This is a genomic window from Streptomyces sp. NBC_01216 (genome assembly GCF_035994945.1).
GTDB lineage: Bacteria > Actinomycetota > Actinomycetes > Streptomycetales > Streptomycetaceae > Streptomyces.
Genome location: NZ_CP108677.1, coordinates 5,379,090 through 5,395,139, shown reverse-complemented (window position 1 = coordinate 5,395,139; position 16,050 = coordinate 5,379,090). Strand labels below are relative to the sequence as shown.

The window sequence follows — 16,050 nt, the reverse complement described above, 5'->3', positions numbered from 1 at the left end:
GTCGGTGTCTCCACCCACACCCTTACGGTGATCCGATGACCGTACAAGTGACATTCCGACAGGCGGACGATCGCGATCTGGACCTCCTGGTGAAGTTGTTCGACGACGTCGCGCACTGGATGATCCGCCAGGGCATAGAGCAGTGGAAGCCGGGCGACAAGGACCGGGAGCACTTCCGGGCGCGGATGGCCGTCGGCGAGGTGTGGCTGGCCTCGCGCGGCGGGACGGCGCTCGGCGCCTACGAGTTGTGGTGGAAGGACGAGCGGGTCTGGGGGGAGCAGCCGCCGACGGCCGGGTACGTCCACCGGCTGATGACGGACCGTACCGCCGCGCCGGCCGGCACCGGGCGGACGCTGCTCGCCCACGCGGAGGATCGGATCGCGGCCCGGGGCCGGCGGGTGGCGCGGCTGGACTGCGAGGCGGGCAACCCGCGGCTGCGGGACTACTACGAGGCGGCCGGATACACCACGATCGGCGACGGTCTGGAGAAGACCGCCGCCGACGGGAGGTGCTACCGGGTCACGCTGCTGGAGAAGGTCGTGGCCTGACCAGCCGGGACCCGGCCGGTCAGGCCACGGGCAGGTACCCGGACAGGTGTCCGCGGGCAGGGGCGTGGCGGGCCGGGGTCAGCGGGTGGTGAAGACCGCCACGGTCCGGGCCGGGACCGAGAAGGTGCCCGACTCCCGCTCGTAGGACGCGGTCCTGACGACGGTGTCCGCGCCGCCGGCCTGGACCGGGTGGAGCCGGTAGCCCTCGCCGGCCAGGGCGGCGACCCGCTGGGACCGCCGGTCCGGGGTGGCGTTGAAGACCACGACCAGGCCGTCGAGGCGCATGGTGATCACGCCCGGGGTCTCGCCGCTTCCGGAGAGCGGGAAGGACAGGGCGCCCTGCACCTGCTCGGCGGTGGCGAGGGAGAAGGCCGGCTCGGTCGTCCGGATCCTCTGGAGGTCCCGGTAGGCGGCGGACGCGGCCTCGATCTGCCCGCAGTCCGCCGTCAGCGCCGGCGCGGTGAGCAGCGGCCTCGCGTAGGGCCACTTGGCCCGGTTGTCGGCGGCCGGGGGCAGGCCGCGGCCGAAGCCGTTGCCTTCGCGGCAGTCCCAGTGGATCGCGTTGAACCAGTCGCCGCTGTCGTAGGAGTTGCGGTCGAGGGACTTGGAACGCAGCAGGTCGGAGCCCGCCTGGGAGAGCGCGGGGCCTTGCGAGAGTGTCGCGGTCGCCATGGCGAGGACCTGTGCCCGTGCCCGGTCGGCGGCCGGGGTCCCGGCCGGCAGCTTGAAGGCGAGCGCGTCGTAGAGGGTCTCGTTGTCGTGGGCGTCGGCGTAGGCGAGGGCGTCGCCGGGGGCGGCGGCGTAGCCGGCCGGGGCGCCGTTGTAGTCGACCTGGGAGCCCTGGACCGTGCGGCCCGAGGTGTCGGTGAAGGTGTAGGAGGCCAGGTTGCCGGAGAGACCGACCTTGATCAGGTCCTGGTAGTGCAGCAGCCGGGCCTTCTGCTCGGCCGGGGTGCCGTTGGCCGGGGAGGAGTTGGGGTCGGTGAACAGGCCGGAGGCGAAGCCCTGGACTCCTGGGTCCTCGTCGAAGGGGCCGCCGCCGCGGACGGCGTCGCGGGCGCGGTCGGAGAAGGTCGCGATGCCGGTACCGGCCATGTTCTTCTGGGTGGCCTGGACGAAGCGGGCGTCGTCGGCGATCTCGCCGAAGTTCCAGCCCTCTCCGTAGAGGACGATCTTCCTGCCGTCGACGCCGTCCTTGGCGACGGTGAGGCCGTCGAGCGCCTTGCGGACCGCCAGGATGTTGTCCTTCGGGTGGTGTCCCATCAGGTCGAAGCGGAAGCCGTCGACCTTGTACTCCCGGGCCCAGGTGACGACCGAGTCCACGACGAGCTTGCCCATCATGGCGTTCTCGGGTGCGGTGTTGGCGCAGCAGGTGGAGGTGGCGACGGACCCGTCTGCCAGCAGACGCTGGTAGTAGCCGGGCACGACCTTGTCGAGCACGGACGTGTCGGACTGCCCGGCCGCGACCGTGTGGTTGTAGACGACGTCCATGACGGTGCGCAGTCCGGCGCCGTTGAGGGACTGCACCATCCGCCGGAACTCGACCGTGCGGCGGGTGCCTTCGGGATCGGTGGCGTAGGAGCCCTCGGGGACGGTGTAGTGCAGCGGGTCGTAGCCCCAGTTGTAGCCGTCGCGTGCCGCGGCGGCGGCCACGCATGCCTGCTGCTCCTCGGAGTCGGGGGCGTAGACCTTCAGGTCACAGCCCGGTTCGCTCCGGTCGGACTTCTTCTCGGGGATGGTGCCGATGTCGAAGACCGGCAGGAGGTGGACGTAGGAGGTGCCGGAGGCGGCCAGTTCGCGCAGGTGCCGGGAGCCGTCGCTGCCGGTGTCGGTGAAGGCCAGGTACGTGCCGCGGTGGGCGGCCGGGGTCGTCGGGTCCGCGACGGAGAAGTCACGGATGTGGAGTTCCTGGATCTGGGCGTCGCGCAGCGGGACGGCCGCGGGCTTTCTCAGGTCCCGCCAGCCCTTGGGGGCCAGTCGCGGGTCGGCGAGGTCGACGACGAGGCTGCGGGCCGAGTCGGTGGTCAGGGCGGTGGAGTAGGGGTCGGTGACCCGGTTGGTGACGATCTTCCCGACGCTGGGTGCCCAGACCTTCACCACGTACCGGTAGGGCTTGCCGGTCCATCCGCGCCTGCCGGTGACCGACCAGACGCCGGAGGCGTCGTCGCGGCGCATCCGGACGCTCCTGCCGTCGAGCTCGAGCGTGACGGACCGGGCGGTGGGGGCCCAGAGGGAGAGGGTGGGACGGCCGGACCGGAACACCGGGCCGAGGGAGGCGCGGGTGGCCTTAGCGGCGTAGAGGTCGTCGAGCACTCCGGCGAGCTGGACGCCGGTGGCGGTGAGGACGGCGCCGTTCGCCGCGTACTGCGCGGCGACGAGCTGGCCCCGGAGCGACGGGCGGACGCGGTCGCGGTCACGCGGGTCGACGGTGAAGGCGGCGGAGGACCTCAGGTGCGGGAAGGCGGCCTTCTGCGCGTCGGTGAGGGACGTCGGCTGGAGGCGCAGCACCGTGCGGTCACCGGTGAGGGCACCGTCCCGGACCGCGAGGGAGCCGTCGCGGGAGGCGAGCAGCGCGCTGGAGGCGGCGGCGGCGCTGCCGTTCCAGGCGACGGTGTCCGCGTCGATCCAGACGGCGTGGGCCTGGGTGAGGTCGAGGGCCGCGCCGCTGCCCCGGGGCTGCGGCAGGAGGTATTTCTCCTGGCCGTCGAGCAGCCAGACCTCGTGGCCGCTTGCCTTCAGGTCGAGTGACTGGTCGGCGGGCAGGTCCTTCTCGTCGCCCTTGTGCAGGATGTAGCTCAGGGAGGTCGCGCCGGGCGCGAGCGGGACCTCGAAGACGGCTCCGTAGGCGTCCGTGCGTACCGGCTCCAGCGGCTTGGTCCAGTCGGTCGGGGCGGCGGCGCCGGTCCACGTGTGCAGGCCCCAGCCGGTGAGGTCGCCGTCGGCGCGCCGGTAGTGCAGGAGGGCCTTCGTGGTGTCCTGCGGCGGGTAGGCGCCGTCGGGGGCGGCGTCCCGGACGTCCGGGACACCCTGCTCGATCCAGACCTCGCCCGTGCGGGAAAGGTCGATGCTGCGGTCGGCGTCGGTGTCCTTGACCCCGTCCTTGTCCACGGCGATGAAGCCGACGGAGGAGGCGCCGGGCTTGAGCTTGACGTAGGCGAAGGCGCCGTAGGCGTCGCGGCCGGTGAAGGGCTTGCCGGCCGGCCAGGTGGTGCCTTCGCCGTCCGCGATGTCGCCCCAGGTGTACAGGCCCCAGTCTCCGTAGTCCCCGTCGGCGCGCTTGTAGTGGACGATCGCGTGGTCGCGCTGGGTGGCGGTCGGGGGCTGCTCGACGGCCGGGGGGCCGCTGGTGGTGGCGGCCGTCGCGCTCGCCGTACGGCCGTCGCCGTCGACGACGACGGCCTTGTAGCGCAGGGTGGTTCCGGCGGGGGCGGTCACCTTCTGGGTGACCTTGTAGGGGGCGTGGTCGGCGGACCCGAGGACCTGCCACTTCCCGTTGCCGGTCTGGGCGGCGAACACGACGCGGTCCAGGGCGCCGCCACGGACGTCGGCGGTGATCTCGACGGTGCCGGTGGCCCCGGCCTCGGGGGCGCGCAGGCTGACGGAGGGACGTGACGCGGGTGCGCCGAGCGGCCTGTCGGCCTTGAGGACGAGGGCGCCGAGCGGCGGGACGGTGACCCGGACCTTGCGGCCGGCGTCGCTGGTGACGTGAGCGGTGTCGCCGTGGATCGCGGTGAATCCGGCGTGTGCGGAGCCGGTGGGGATCTCCACGGTGCGCGCCTCGGTGGCACTGTTGACGGCGACGACGTACTCGGTCCGGGTGCGTGCGTCGGTCCGGGAGAAGGCGTAGACGGAGCCCTGGGCGTAGCGCTCCTGCTGGGCGCCGTCGCGCAGCGCCGGGTGTCTCCGGGTGAGGGCGGAGAGCGCTGCGATCTGGCGGTAGAGCGGGTGCGAGGTGTCGTAGGCGTCGCTCGCGTGGGTCCGGGTGGTGCCGAGCTGGTCGTCGTCCAGGTAGTCGGCGGTCCGGGACGCGAAGAGTGTCTGGCGGGCGTCCTTGTCGCCGCCGGGGCCGGTGAAGCCCTGCTCGTCGCCGTAGTAGACGACGGGGTTGCCGCGGCTGAGGAACATCAGCTCGTTGGCGAGCCGGTAGCGCTGGAGGAGCTCGGCGTCGTCGGCCTTCGGGTTGTCCTGCTTGAGGAAGGCGCCGAAGCGGCCCATGTCGTGGTTGCCGAGGAAGGGCACCGACTCGTAGGCGTTGGCCTTGTCGGTGGTGTAGCGGTAGTCCTGGGCGAAGAGGTTCGCCAGTCGGTCCGCGGGGCCGCTCTGGGAGGCGAAGGCCCGGGCGGCGTCCTGGAAGGGGAAGTCGAGGGTGGCGTCGAGGCGGCCCTCGGTCACGTACGGGGCGGTGATCGCCGGGTCGGCCGAGTAGACCTCGCCGAACATGAAGAAGTCGTCGCGTCCGCGCTTCTCGGCGTAGGCGTCGAGCGCGGTGGCCCACTGGGTCCAGAACTCGGTGTTCACGTGTTTGACGGTGTCGACACGGAAGCCGTCGATGTCGAAGTCGCGGACCCAGCGCTGGTAGATCTTCTCCATGCCCGCGACGACCTCGGGGCGTTCGGTCCACAGGTCGTCGAGGCCGACGAAGTCACCCTGCGCGGAGGACTCTCCGGCGAAGGTCGAGTCCCCCCGGTTGTGGTACATCGTGGGGTCGTTGAGCCAGGCGGGGACCTTGAGGTCCTTCTTGTCGGCGGGGACGACGGGGGTGTGCGGGAAGGAGTCGCGGTCGACCCGGGGGAAGCGTCTGGTCCCGTCGGCGTAGTCGGCGTCGTCGAAGGGCACGCCGTCCCGGGTGAGGTAGGGGAAGGCGCCCTTGGAGAGGTAGTCGTAGGACTTCTCCTGGTAGTCCACGACGTCGGCGGTGTGGTTGGTGATGACGTCGAAGAAGACCTTCATGCCCTTGGCGTGGGCCTTGTCGATCAGCCTCTCCAGGTCGGCGTTGGTGCCGAAGTGGGGGTCTACCTGGGTGAAGTCGGTGATCCAGTAACCGTGGTAGCCGGCGGAGGCGTCCTTGCCGGTGCCCTGCACGGGCTGGTTCCTGAAGATCGGAGCCATCCAGATGGCCGTGGTGCCCAGGCCCTTGATGTAGTCGAGCTTCCGGGTCAGACCCTTGAGGTCGCCGCCCTGGTAGAACCCCTTGTCGGTGGGGTCGAAGCCGGTGTCGAGCCGCGTTCCGGTGAGTCCGCCGCGGTCGTTGCGGGTGTCCCCGTTGGCGAACCGGTCGGGCAGCACGAAGTAGAACTGCTCGCGGGTGAGGTCGTGGCGTGCGGGCTGGGCCGCGAGTGTCTTGTCGGAGGGCGGCGCGGGCGGCGCCTGGGCGCCGACCGCCGGCAGGGCCGGCACCAGCGCGGCGCACAGGGCGGTGGCCACGACGGCCGCCGTTCTCTTGCGTATCACGGGGGTTCTCCCAGGGGTACGGGAAGGGGGGCCGCCCCGGCGGGGTGGCCCTGACGAGAAGGGAAGGTCAGCCGCGGAAGGAGTCGTTCAGCACGATCCGGCCCGAGGACGGGACGGTGGCCGTGCGATTGGGGCCGGACTCCCAGGTCACGTTGCCCGCCGCGTCCTTGCGGACGTACTTGTACGCGAAGGAGGTGCCCGCGGGCAGGGAGACCGTCAGCTTCCAGACGGGGTAGCTCGCCGGGTCCAGCTTGAGGGCCGCGGCCGGGGACCAGTCGCCGAGGGCGGACAGGTCGCCGGTGACGTAGATGTTCTGGCCGATGACGGTCGTGGCGTCGACGTTGAAGGATGCGCCGGTGGTGGCGGGTGGTGGGGTGCTGCCCCCGGGGCAGGTGCGTGCTCCGACGTGCAGTGCGACCGCCGTGTTCGCGGCCAGCGTCGCGGTGAGGCGGCCGGACGCGTCCACGGTGACCGGGGTGCCGCTCTGCACGTCGCAGTAGGTGCCGCCGGCCAGCGAGGTCTGGAAGGTACGGGTCAGCGCCGTGTTCTGGTGGTTGATGGCCACGTACGCCTTGTCGCCCCGGCCGAACGCGATCGCGTTGTCGCCGTTGTCCCACCATCCGGTGACCGCGGCGCCCCGTGCCGCGTTGCGGAAGCCGACCATGGAGGCGATCTCGCGCCAGGCGTGCTGGCACTTCCAGCCGTCGGTGTGGCAGGCGTCGACCTGACCGCCGCGGGGAGCGCCCGCGTCCTTGTCGGACCACTCGTAGCCGGAGTGGACGTCCGGGGAGCCGTAGGGCCAGGCCAGCATGAAGACCGAGGCGAGCGTGTAGGTGGCGCCCGCCTTGTAGTTGAGGGTGTCGCCGCCGCGCTCGGTGTCGTGGTTGTCGACGAAGACGGCGGCCTTGCCGGAGGGCAGGTAGCCCCAGGACTCGCCGAAGCCGCTCAGGTAGGAGAGCTTCTCGGAGCCGAAGATCCGCTTGAGGTCGCGTGCGTAGCGGAACTCCTGCACGTCGCCGTTGCCGAGGTACTCGCCGGGCGAGACCGCCTCGCCGGCACCGTGGATCGCCTCCTGCTTCCAGTAGACGCCCGGATCGGTCAGCCGTGCCTTGATCGCGGCGAGGTCGCCGGCCGGCATGTGCTTGGCGGCGTCGATGCGGAAGCCGTCCACGCCGAGCGAGAGCAGGTCGTTCAGGTAGCCGGCTATCCGGCCGCGCACCCAGTCCTCGCCGGTGTCGAGGTCCGGCAGGCCGACGAGTTCGCAGTTCTGGACGTCGGCCCGGTCCTGGTAGTTCGAGAGGGTGGCCCGGCAGTCGTCCATGTCGGCACCCGAGTACAGGCCGGGGTAGTCGTACTTGGAGAACGAGGTCCCGCCCGTTCCCGTGCCCGACGCGTTGGCCATGTGGTTGACGACGGAGTCGGCGACGACCTTCACGCCCGCCGCGTGACAGGTGTCGATCATGCTCTTGAAGGCGGCGCGGTCCCCGAGGGGGCCCGCGATCTTGTAGCTGACCGGCTGGTACGCCGTCCACCACGTGGTGCCCTGGATGCGTTCCTGGGGCGGCGAGACCTGGACGTACCCGTACCCGGCGGGACCGAGCTGCTCGGTGCAGGCCGTCGCCACGGAGGCGAACTTCCACTCGAACATCACCGCGGTGACATCCTTCTCACCGGGCGGGGCGGCCTGCGCGGGGGCGGGTGCCGTGACGGCCACAGCGGCTCCCGCCACGAGGGCGAGTGCAGCGGCCACGGTCTTTCTGGCCATGATTCCTCCTGCTGACTTCACTGTCGCAAGGAATTGCCGAAACTGGCAGCAACTATTTTCAGCCGTGACCGTACGAGCGCCCCGACGGACGGTCAACCCTTTGGACAGCCCCGACGCAAGGAGTTACGCAAGGAGTTGCAGGGCCGGACGGGCCGGCGGCTGGGCCGTGGAGCCCCGCACCACCAGCTCCGGCTGGAAGACGAACTCCGTGCGCTGCACGGGGTTCCCCTCGATCTCCTCCAGGAGCGCGCCGACGGCGGCCGTCGCCATCGCCTGGACCGGCTGGCGCACCGTCGTGAGCGGCGGGTCGGTGAAGGCGATCAGCGGGGAGTCGTCGAATCCGACCACCGACACGTCGGCGGGCACGTCCAGCCCCCGGGCGCGCACCGCCCGGATCACGCCGAGCGCCATCAGGTCGGAGCCGCAGACGACACCGGTGCAGCCCTGGTCGAGCAGGATGTCGGCCGCCGCGTGACCCCCCTCGACGCCGAACAGCGTCGGACGCACGAAGCGTTCGGCCTCCTCCTTCCCGATCCCGAGCGCGAGGTGCAGCTCGGCCGCGAAGCCCTCGGCCTTGCGGCGCGAGGGGACGTAGCGGGTCGGGCCGATGGCCAGACCGATCCGCTCGTGCCCCAACTCGACCAGGTGGCGCACCGCCATCCGCGCCGCCGCCCGGTCGTCGGGCGAGACGAAGGTGGCGTCGACGGCCTCGTTGAAGCCGTTGATGAGCACGAACGGGACCCCGCGCGCGGCCAGCCGGATGTAGCGGTCCGGGTCGGCCGTGGCGTCCGCGTGCAGCCCGGAGAGGAAGACGATGCCGCTGACCCCGCGCTCCACCAGCTGTTCGACCAGCTCGTCCTCGGTGGCACCGCCGGGCATCCGGGTGCAGAGCACCGGAGTGTAGCCGTGTCCGGCCAGGACCTGTTCGACGACCTGGGCGAACGCGGGGAAGATCGGGTTGGTCAACTCGGGCACCAACAGGCCGATCAGGCCCGCGCTGCGCCGTTTCAGCCGCACCGGACGTTCGTATCCGAGCACGTCGAGCGCGGCGAGCACCCGGTGCCGGGTCGCACCGGCCACACCGGGTTTGCCGTTGAGCACCCGGCTGACCGTGGCCTCGCTGACGCCGGACTGCGCCGCGATGTCCGCGAGCCGCGGGGCGCCGTTTCCGGCGCCCCGCGGCAGGGGGATCGTCACACCGCCCACCAGACGGTGGTGTCGGCGGGCAGCTCCACGACGCCTTCCCCGTGGGAGACCGGCTCGTTGGAGAGGAGGAACCGGCCGGGCAGCGGGACGGAGATGGCCCGGCCGGTGGTGTTGGCGGTGCAGACGAAGCCGTCGCGGCGGAAGGAGAGCACCCCCTCGGGTGCCTCCATCCACTCGACGTCCTCGCCCGCACCGAGTCCTGATCGCTCACGGCGCAGGGCCAGCGCGCTCCGGTACAGCTCCAGGGTGGAGCCGGGATCGCCGGCCTGGGCCTCGACACTGAGCCCGCCCCAGGAATCGGGCTGTGGCAGCCAGCTGCCGCCCGCGCCGAATCCGTAGGAGGAGCCCTCGACGGTCCACGGCAGCGGCACCCGGCAGCCGTCGCGGAAGCCGTCCTGGCCGGTGGCCCGGAAGAACGACGGGTCCTGACGGACCTCGTCGGGCAGGTCGGTGACGTCCGGCAGGCCGAGTTCCTCCCCCTGGTACACGTACGCGGAGCCGGGAAGCGCCAGCATCAGCAGCGTGGCGGCACGGGCCCGCCGCAGGCCGAGTTCCCGGTCACCCGGCTCGCGGAGCTGGGTGCCGAGACCGGGCGGGTTGGCGAAGCGGGTGGCGTGCCGGGTCACGTCGTGGTTGGAGAGCACCCAGGTGGTCGGGGCGCCGACCGGACGCATCGCCGCGAGCGAGTCGTCGATCACCCGGCGCAGCTCCGCGGCGTCCCAGTGGGTGCCCAGGTACTGGAAGTTGAATGCCTGGTGCATCTCGTCGGGACGCACGTAGTGGGCGGTGCGTTCCACGGTGGGGGTCCACGCCTCGGCGACCAGGACCCGCTCGCCGTCGATCCCCCCGGCCGAGGGCGCGGAGGAGTACTCGGACAGGACCGCGCGCCAGGAGCGGTAGATCTCGTGGACGCCCTCCTGGTCGAAGAAGGGCATGACGTCGTTGCCGAGGAGCTTCAGCTGGTCGTGCGCGCCGATGTCGGGCAGACCCTTGGCCTTGACCAGTCCGTGGGCGACGTCGACCCGGAAGCCGTCCACACCCATGTCGAGCCAGAAGCGCAGGATCGACCGGAACTCGTCGCGGACGGCGGGGTGTTCCCAGTTGAAGTCGGGCTGCTCCGGCGCGAAGAGGTGCAGGTACCACTCGCCCGGGGTGCCGTCCGGCTCCCGGGTCCGTGTCCAGGCAGGGCCGCCGAAGATGGACTCCCAGTCGTTGGGCGGGAGTTCGCCCTCGACTCCCTTGCCCGGCCGGAAGTGGTAGCGCTCGCGCAGCGGCGAGCCGGCGCCTTCGCGCAGCGCGCGCTGGAACCACTCGTGCTGGTCGGAGGAGTGGTTGGGCACCAGGTCGACGATGATCCGCAGTCCGAGCTCGTGCGCCTCGCGGATGACCGCGTCGGCGTCGAGCAGGCTGCCGAACATGGGGTCGATGGCCCGGTAGTCGGCGACGTCGTAGCCGGCGTCGGCCTGCGGGGAGGCGTAGAAGGGGCTGAGCCAGACGGCGTCGACGCCGAGATCCTTCAGGTAGGGCAGCCGGCTGCGGATGCCCTCCAGGTCGCCCATGCCGTCGCCGTTTCCGTCGGCGAAGCTGCGCGGATAGACCTGGTAGATCACCGCGTCGCGCCACCAGCCCGCGTGCGTGCCGGTGGTCGGTGCGGCGGCGGGGGCGGTGAGGTGCTGGGTCATGTCTTCCCTGAGAGGTAAGGAGGGTGCGTACACGGGCGGGCGGCCGGTGGGGCGCTCAGCCCTTGACGGCGCCGGCGGACATGCCGGTCACCAGGTGGCGCTGGGCGACGAGGAACACGAGCGCCGCGGGGACGGCGATGAGCACGGAGGCCGCGGACATCGGGCCCCACTGGGCGCCGTACTGGTTGACGAACTTCTGCAGGCCGCCGGCGAGGGTGAGGTTCTCGTCCCCGACCATGAACGCGGAGGCGTAGGCGACCTCGCCCCAGGCGGTGATGAAGGAGTAGAACGCGGTCACCGCGATGCCCGGCTTGGCGAGCGGCAGGATCAGCCGCCAGAACGTGCCGAACGGGGTGAGTCCGTCGACCTGGCCCGACTCGTCGATCTCGCGCGGGATGGTGTCGAAGAAGCCCTTCATCATCCATGCGCAGAAGGGCACGGCGATGGTCAGGTAGGTGACGACCAGGCCGAGGGGCTGATTGAGCAGGCCCATGGACGACATGATGTTGTAGATCGGCACGATGAGGACCGCGACCGGGAACATCTGGGTGATCAGCAGCGTCCACATCAGGCCGCGCTTGCCGGGGAACCGGAAGCGGCTGATGGCGTAGCCGGTCGTCGAGGAGATGAACACGCCCAGCAGGGTGGTCAGGGCGGCCACGAGAAGCGAGTTGCCGAACCAGGTGAGGAACGGGGTGTCGCTCAGCAGGTTCGTGTAGTTCTCGAACGTCGACTCCTTGAAGAAGTCGGTCGTGGTCGCGTACTTGGCCGGCTTGATGGAGGTCAGGAAGACCCACAGCACCGGGAAGACGGCGATCACGGAGGCCGCGACGAGCGTGGCGTGCAGCCCGATCGAGGCGAGCGGCGAACGCCCGCCGCGGCGGGGGGCCGGGCTCGGGGCGGGTGACCGCCCGGCGCGGCGGGGGGCCCGGTGCGAGGCGGCGGTGGTGTCTGCGGTGGTCACCAGACTTCTCCCTGCTTACGGAGGACTCGCCGGTAGACCGCGGCGAAGGCCATCAGGAGGACCAGGATCAGGACGCCCCAGGTGGAGGACTGGGCGAAGTCCCGCGGGCTGATCTCGAAGGAGAACTTGTACGCCTGGGTGACGAGGATCTGGGTGGCCTCGCCGGGCCCGCCCCGGGTGAGCAGGAAGATCACCGGGAACATGTTGAAGGTCCAGATGGTGCTCAGCAGGATCACGGTGGTGGACACCGAGCGCAGTCCGGGCATCGTGATGTGCCGGAAGCGCTGCCAGGCGCTCGCACCGTCCATCTCGGCTGCCTCGTACAGCTCGCCGGGGATGGACTGGAGTCCGCCGAGGAGGGCGACCATCATGAAGGGGACGCCGAGCCAGACGTTGACGGCGATGACCGAGAACTTCGCCCAGGTGGGGTCGTTGAGCCAGGGCACCGCGTCGATGCCGCCGCCGGCCAGGACCTCGTTGAGGATGCCGCGGCGCTCGTCGTAGAGGAAGCGCCAGGCGAAGACGGAGACGAATCCGGGCACGGCCCAGGGCAGGATCAGCAGCATCCGGTAGAGGGAGCGGCCCGCGATCCTGCGGTTGAGGACGTTGGCGAGGGCCAGGCCGAGGGCGAAGGTCACCGAGACGCAGGACACCGTCCACACCAGCGTCCAGCCCAGCGTGCCGAGGAACTGGTTGCCGGAGAGCGCGTCGGCGTAGTTGTCCAGGCCGACGAACTCGTAGGTCGCGGGGATGTGGTTGACGCCGATGCTCCGCGCGACGTTGCGCTCGTTGGCGTCGGTGAGCGACAGGTAGACGCCGCGGATCAGCGGGTACCCGATGATCACGGCGATCACCACGGTCACCGGGGCGATCATCGCCCAGGCGTACCAGTGGGTGGAGAGGGAGCCCCGGGTCTTGCGCCGGGAGGTGCCAGTACCGCGACTCCGGCCGCGGGCGACGTCGTCGCCCGCGGCCTTCGCCACCGACTGGCTGCTGGTGTCCACAGCCATCAGCCGGCCTGCCTTCCTTGTTACTTCCAGTCCTTCAGGAGCTTGCGGTAGGCGTCACCGGTCGCCTTGGCTCCGGACTCCGGGCTGGTCTGGCCGGTGAGGACCTTGGTGTACTCGGTCACCAGCGGGGCGAAGAGGCTGCCGGTCTCCGGGATCCAGGGGCGCTCGACGGCCTTGTCGACGACCGGCTTGAAGAAGCCGATCATGTCGTTGCCCGCGACCTGGGCGTTGCCGTAGACGGACTCGCGGGTCGGCAGCAGGCTGAGCTCGGTGGCGATCTTGGCCTGGGTCTCGGCGGACGTCATGTACTCGGTGAAGGCGTACGAGGCGTCCAGGTTCTTGGAGCCCGCGTAGACGGCGAGGTTGTGGCCGCCCTGCGGGGCGCCCTGGCCCGCCGAACCGGCGGGCACCGGCGCGATGCCGAGATTCGCCTTGTCGGCGAACTCCTTGCCGGTGTAGGTGTCGCTGACGGCCCACGGGCCGTTGATCATCATCGCGACCTTGCCGTCCTTGAAGGCGGCCTGCATGTTGTCCCAGCCGTTGGTGGCGTCGGTGATCGCCGCCTTGGAGTCGACCAGGTCCTTGACGGTCTTCAGGGCCTTGACGCCGGCCGGGTTGTCGACGGTGATCGTCTTCTTCTCGGCGTCGACCAGGTCGCCGCCCTCGCCGTACAGGAAGGAGAGGAACCAGTAGGCGTCGTCACCGCGCAGGTAGAGACCGGTCTTGCCGGTCTTCTCCTTGATCGTGGCGGAGACGCTCTTGAGCTCGTCGACGGTCGTGGGGACCTCGACGCCGGCCTCCTTGAAGATCTTCTTGTTGTAGAAGATGCCCATGGAGTCGATGACCTGCGGCACGGCGTAGGTCTTGCCGTCGTACTTGGTGGAGGCGGCGGCCTGCTTGAGGAAGTCCTTCTCGTCCTTCAGGGCCGGGGTGCCGTCGAGGGGAGCGAGGTAGCCCAGGTTCGCGAAGTCCGGGGTCCAGGCGACCTCGGAACGGATGACGTCGGGGGCGCCGGAGCCGGACTGGGCGGCGTTCTTGAACTTGTTCTGCGCGTCGCCGAACGGCACGTTCACATACTTGACAGTGACCTTCGGGTGCTCCTTGGTGAAGTCCTCCGCGATCTTCTTGAAGACCTTGTCCTCACTGCCGACCGTGGAGGTGTCCCACCAGGTCACGGTGCCGGAGAGCTCGCCCGAGCTCTTCGAGCCGCCGTCGTCGGTGCCGCCGTCGCTGCCGCACGCCGCCAGGGTGACGCCCAGGGCCGCGATCAGCGCGGTGGCCGCTATGCCACGCCGCATGTGAACTCCTTCAACTGATCCCGGTTTGGTCGAGGGGCGAAGACCTTCCTCATGCGACCGCTCCCTCGCGGCGCGCCGGGTTGCCAGGAACGTAACAGGGATGAAAACGAGCCGAAAGAGCTTGCGTGGAATTTCTGCAAGGCCCGGCGATCGTTACATCCGCGTGTCCCGAAGGTGTCCATCGGGTCGCTTGACAGAGCGAATCGAGGCGGTCTTGCGCTACTTCGGGCCGCCTGCAAGCCTTTCCGTAACGACTTGCATGACCGTTTCATGACGACTTCGGCCTCGTTGTCAGTTCGACGCCCGCACGACGCTCACGCGAGAGGGACCCCGCATGGCCCACGAGCTCACCTCACCTTCGCTGCCGCCCGTTGCAAGTCCTTGCGGCGGTCACCCTCAATGGTGGCGGGACGCGGTGATCTACCAGGTGTACGTCCGCTCCTTCGCGGACAGCGACGGCGACGGGATCGGCGACCTGCGCGGAGCGCGGGAGCGGCTCCCGCACCTGGCCCGGCTCGGCGCGGACGCGGTGTGGCTGACGCCCTTCTACGCCTCCCCGCAGGCCGACGGCGGCTACGACGTGGCCGACTACCGCGCGGTCGACCCCGTCTTCGGCGACCTGGCGGACGCCGACGACCTGGTGCGCACGGCGCACGGACTCGGCCTGAAGGTGATCGTCGACATCGTCCCCAACCACACCTCCGAGCGGCACCCCTGGTTCGAGGCGGCGCGGGCCGGCGTGGGCCGGGACCGGTACGTCTTCCGCCCGGGACGCGGCCCGGACGGCGGGCTGCCCCCCAACGACTGGGAGTCGGTGTTCGGAGGTCCCGCCTGGACGCGGGTGGCGGACGGCTCCTGGTACCTGCACCTGTTCGCGCCCGAGCAGCCGGACCTGAACTGGGAGAACGCGCAGGTGCGGGCGGAGTTCGAGTCCGTGTTCCGATTCTGGCTGGATCTGGGGGTGGACGGATTCCGGATCGACGTCGCCCACGGCATGGTCAAGGCTCCCGGTCTGCCCGACATCGGCCACGGCCGCCAGGCGAGCCTCATCGGGATCCAGCGCCTGCCGTTCTTCGACCAGGACGGGGTACACGCGATCCACCGCGGCTGGCGTCGGCTGCTGGAGTCCTACGGCCCCGATCGCATCGGGGTGGCGGAGGCGTGGGCGCCGACGCCGGAGCGGCTCGCCCGCTACGTCCGTCCCGACGAGCTGCACCAGGCATTCAACTTCCAGTTCCTGAACTGCCCCTGGGAGACCGCGGCGCTACGGAAGGTCGCCGAGGACTCACTGCGGGCGACGGCCGCCGTGGGGGCTCCGACGACCTGGGTGCTCTCCAACCACGACGTCGTCCGGCACCCGACGCGCTACGGGCAGGGCGACCCGGCCGCGGGTCTGCGGCGGGCCCGGGCGGCGGCCCTGATGACACTGGCACTGCCGGGCTCGGTCTACCTGTACCAGGGCGAGGAGCTGGGGCTGCCCGAGGTCACCGACCTCCCGGACGAACTGCGACAGGACCCGGCCTTCCTGCGCGGCGAGGGACAGGACGGGCTGCGCGACGGCTGCCGGGTCCCGCTGCCGTGGACCGCCGAAGGGCCGTCGTACGGCTTCGGCCCGGCGGGCTCCTGGCTGCCCCAGCCTCCGGAGTGGGGCGGCCTGAGCGTGGCGGCGCAGACCGGCGACCCGGCCTCCACCCTGGAGCTGTACCGCGCGGCGCTCCGGCTGCGCCGGGAGCACCCGGCGCTGGGCGCGGGGGACGCGGTGGAGTGGCTGGACGCCCCCGAGGGGGTGCTGGCCTTCCGCCGGAACTCCGCGGACGGCTCCGGCGGCTCCGTGCTCGTCACGCTCAACACCACGGACGGCCTGGTGGAGCTGCCCCTCCAGGGCTCCGTCCTGCTCGGCAGCACGACGGCCGTGCCCGGCGGCACCACGACGGAGGCACCCGGTCCGCCGGCCGTGCCGGTGACCGGGGAGCCCGCGGACCGGGGCGCCACCGCCGGGCCCGCGCTTCCCTCACCCGCCCGGGAACCCGTGCCCGGGGGCGTCCGCGGGCCCGGCACGGAGACGGTCCGGGTTCCCGCCGACTCCTGCGTCTGGTGGGCAATCTGACGTGCGCCCGGTACAGTCC

At 71.0% G+C, this 16,050-nt stretch carries 9 protein-coding genes; 2 read left to right on the top strand and 7 right to left on the bottom strand.

The annotated features are described in order from the left end of the window. The first annotated feature begins 35 nt into the window (after window positions 1–35). A complete protein-coding gene (locus tag OG393_RS24160; protein WP_327376788.1) occupies window positions 36–548 on the top strand; it encodes a GNAT family N-acetyltransferase in 513 nt (170 codons plus the stop codon). 78 nt (window positions 549–626) lie between these two features. Here OG393_RS24160 and pulA read toward each other — a convergent pair whose 3' ends face one another. The 7 genes from pulA to OG393_RS24125 form a co-directional block, all read right to left on the bottom strand. Beyond that, window positions 627–5,999: a pullulanase-type alpha-1,6-glucosidase gene (pulA, locus tag OG393_RS24155; protein ID WP_327376787.1), complete on the bottom strand. Its 5,373-nt coding sequence runs from the start codon at window positions 5,997–5,999 to the stop codon at window positions 627–629. A 67-nt stretch (window positions 6,000–6,066) separates the two neighbouring features. Next, window positions 6,067–7,764, bottom strand: a complete 1,698-nt coding sequence (locus OG393_RS24150; RefSeq protein WP_327376786.1) for a carbohydrate-binding module family 20 domain-containing protein — start codon at window positions 7,762–7,764, stop codon at window positions 6,067–6,069. 123 nt (window positions 7,765–7,887) lie between these two features. After that, the gene (locus tag OG393_RS24145) at window positions 7,888–8,970 is read right to left on the bottom strand and encodes a LacI family DNA-binding transcriptional regulator (protein ID WP_327376785.1); all 1,083 of its coding nucleotides are present in this window, start codon (window positions 8,968–8,970) and stop codon (window positions 7,888–7,890) included. Beyond that, entirely contained in the window at window positions 8,958–10,652 is a 1,695-nt protein-coding gene (locus OG393_RS24140) for a glycoside hydrolase family 13 protein (RefSeq protein ID WP_327376784.1), read from the bottom strand. The genes OG393_RS24145 and OG393_RS24140 overlap by 13 nt, the downstream gene beginning before the upstream one ends. Window positions 10,653–10,707: 55 nt before the next feature. Continuing rightward, window positions 10,708–11,619 carry a sugar ABC transporter permease gene (locus OG393_RS24135; RefSeq protein ID WP_442817431.1) on the bottom strand — a complete coding sequence of 304 codons (912 nt, stop codon included), beginning with the start codon at window positions 11,617–11,619 and terminating at the stop codon, window positions 10,708–10,710. Next, a complete protein-coding gene (locus tag OG393_RS24130) occupies window positions 11,613–12,626 on the bottom strand; it encodes a carbohydrate ABC transporter permease (RefSeq protein ID WP_327376782.1) in 1,014 nt (337 codons plus the stop codon). Before OG393_RS24130 ends, OG393_RS24135 begins: the two co-directional genes overlap by 7 nt. Before the next feature lie 20 nt (window positions 12,627–12,646). Then, entirely contained in the window at window positions 12,647–13,924 is a 1,278-nt protein-coding gene (locus OG393_RS24125; RefSeq protein ID WP_327376781.1) for an extracellular solute-binding protein, read from the bottom strand. A 334-nt stretch (window positions 13,925–14,258) separates the two neighbouring features. Here OG393_RS24125 and OG393_RS24120 point away from each other — a divergent pair, with 334 nt between their 5' ends. Beyond that, the gene (locus OG393_RS24120; protein ID WP_327376780.1) at window positions 14,259–16,031 is read left to right on the top strand and encodes a glycoside hydrolase family 13 protein; all 1,773 of its coding nucleotides are present in this window, start codon (window positions 14,259–14,261) and stop codon (window positions 16,029–16,031) included. Window positions 16,032–16,050 lie beyond the last annotated feature (19 nt).

Bases quoted from the DNA above. Each gene is read 5' to 3' on its own strand.
- OG393_RS24130 (WP_327376782.1), bottom strand. From the start codon at position 12,626: ATGGCTGTGGACACCAGCAGCCAGTCGGTGGCGAAGGCCGCGGGCGAC.
- OG393_RS24160 (WP_327376788.1), top strand. From the start codon at position 36: ATGACCGTACAAGTGACATTCCGACAGGCGGACGATCGCGATCTGGAC.
- OG393_RS24140 (WP_327376784.1), bottom strand. From the start codon at position 10,652: ATGACCCAGCACCTCACCGCCCCCGCCGCCGCACCGACCACCGGCACG.
- OG393_RS24120 (WP_327376780.1), top strand. From the start codon at position 14,259: ATGGCCCACGAGCTCACCTCACCTTCGCTGCCGCCCGTTGCAAGTCCT.
- OG393_RS24125 (WP_327376781.1), bottom strand. From the start codon at position 13,924: ATGCGGCGTGGCATAGCGGCCACCGCGCTGATCGCGGCCCTGGGCGTC.
- OG393_RS24150 (WP_327376786.1), bottom strand. From the start codon at position 7,764: ATGGCCAGAAAGACCGTGGCCGCTGCACTCGCCCTCGTGGCGGGAGCC.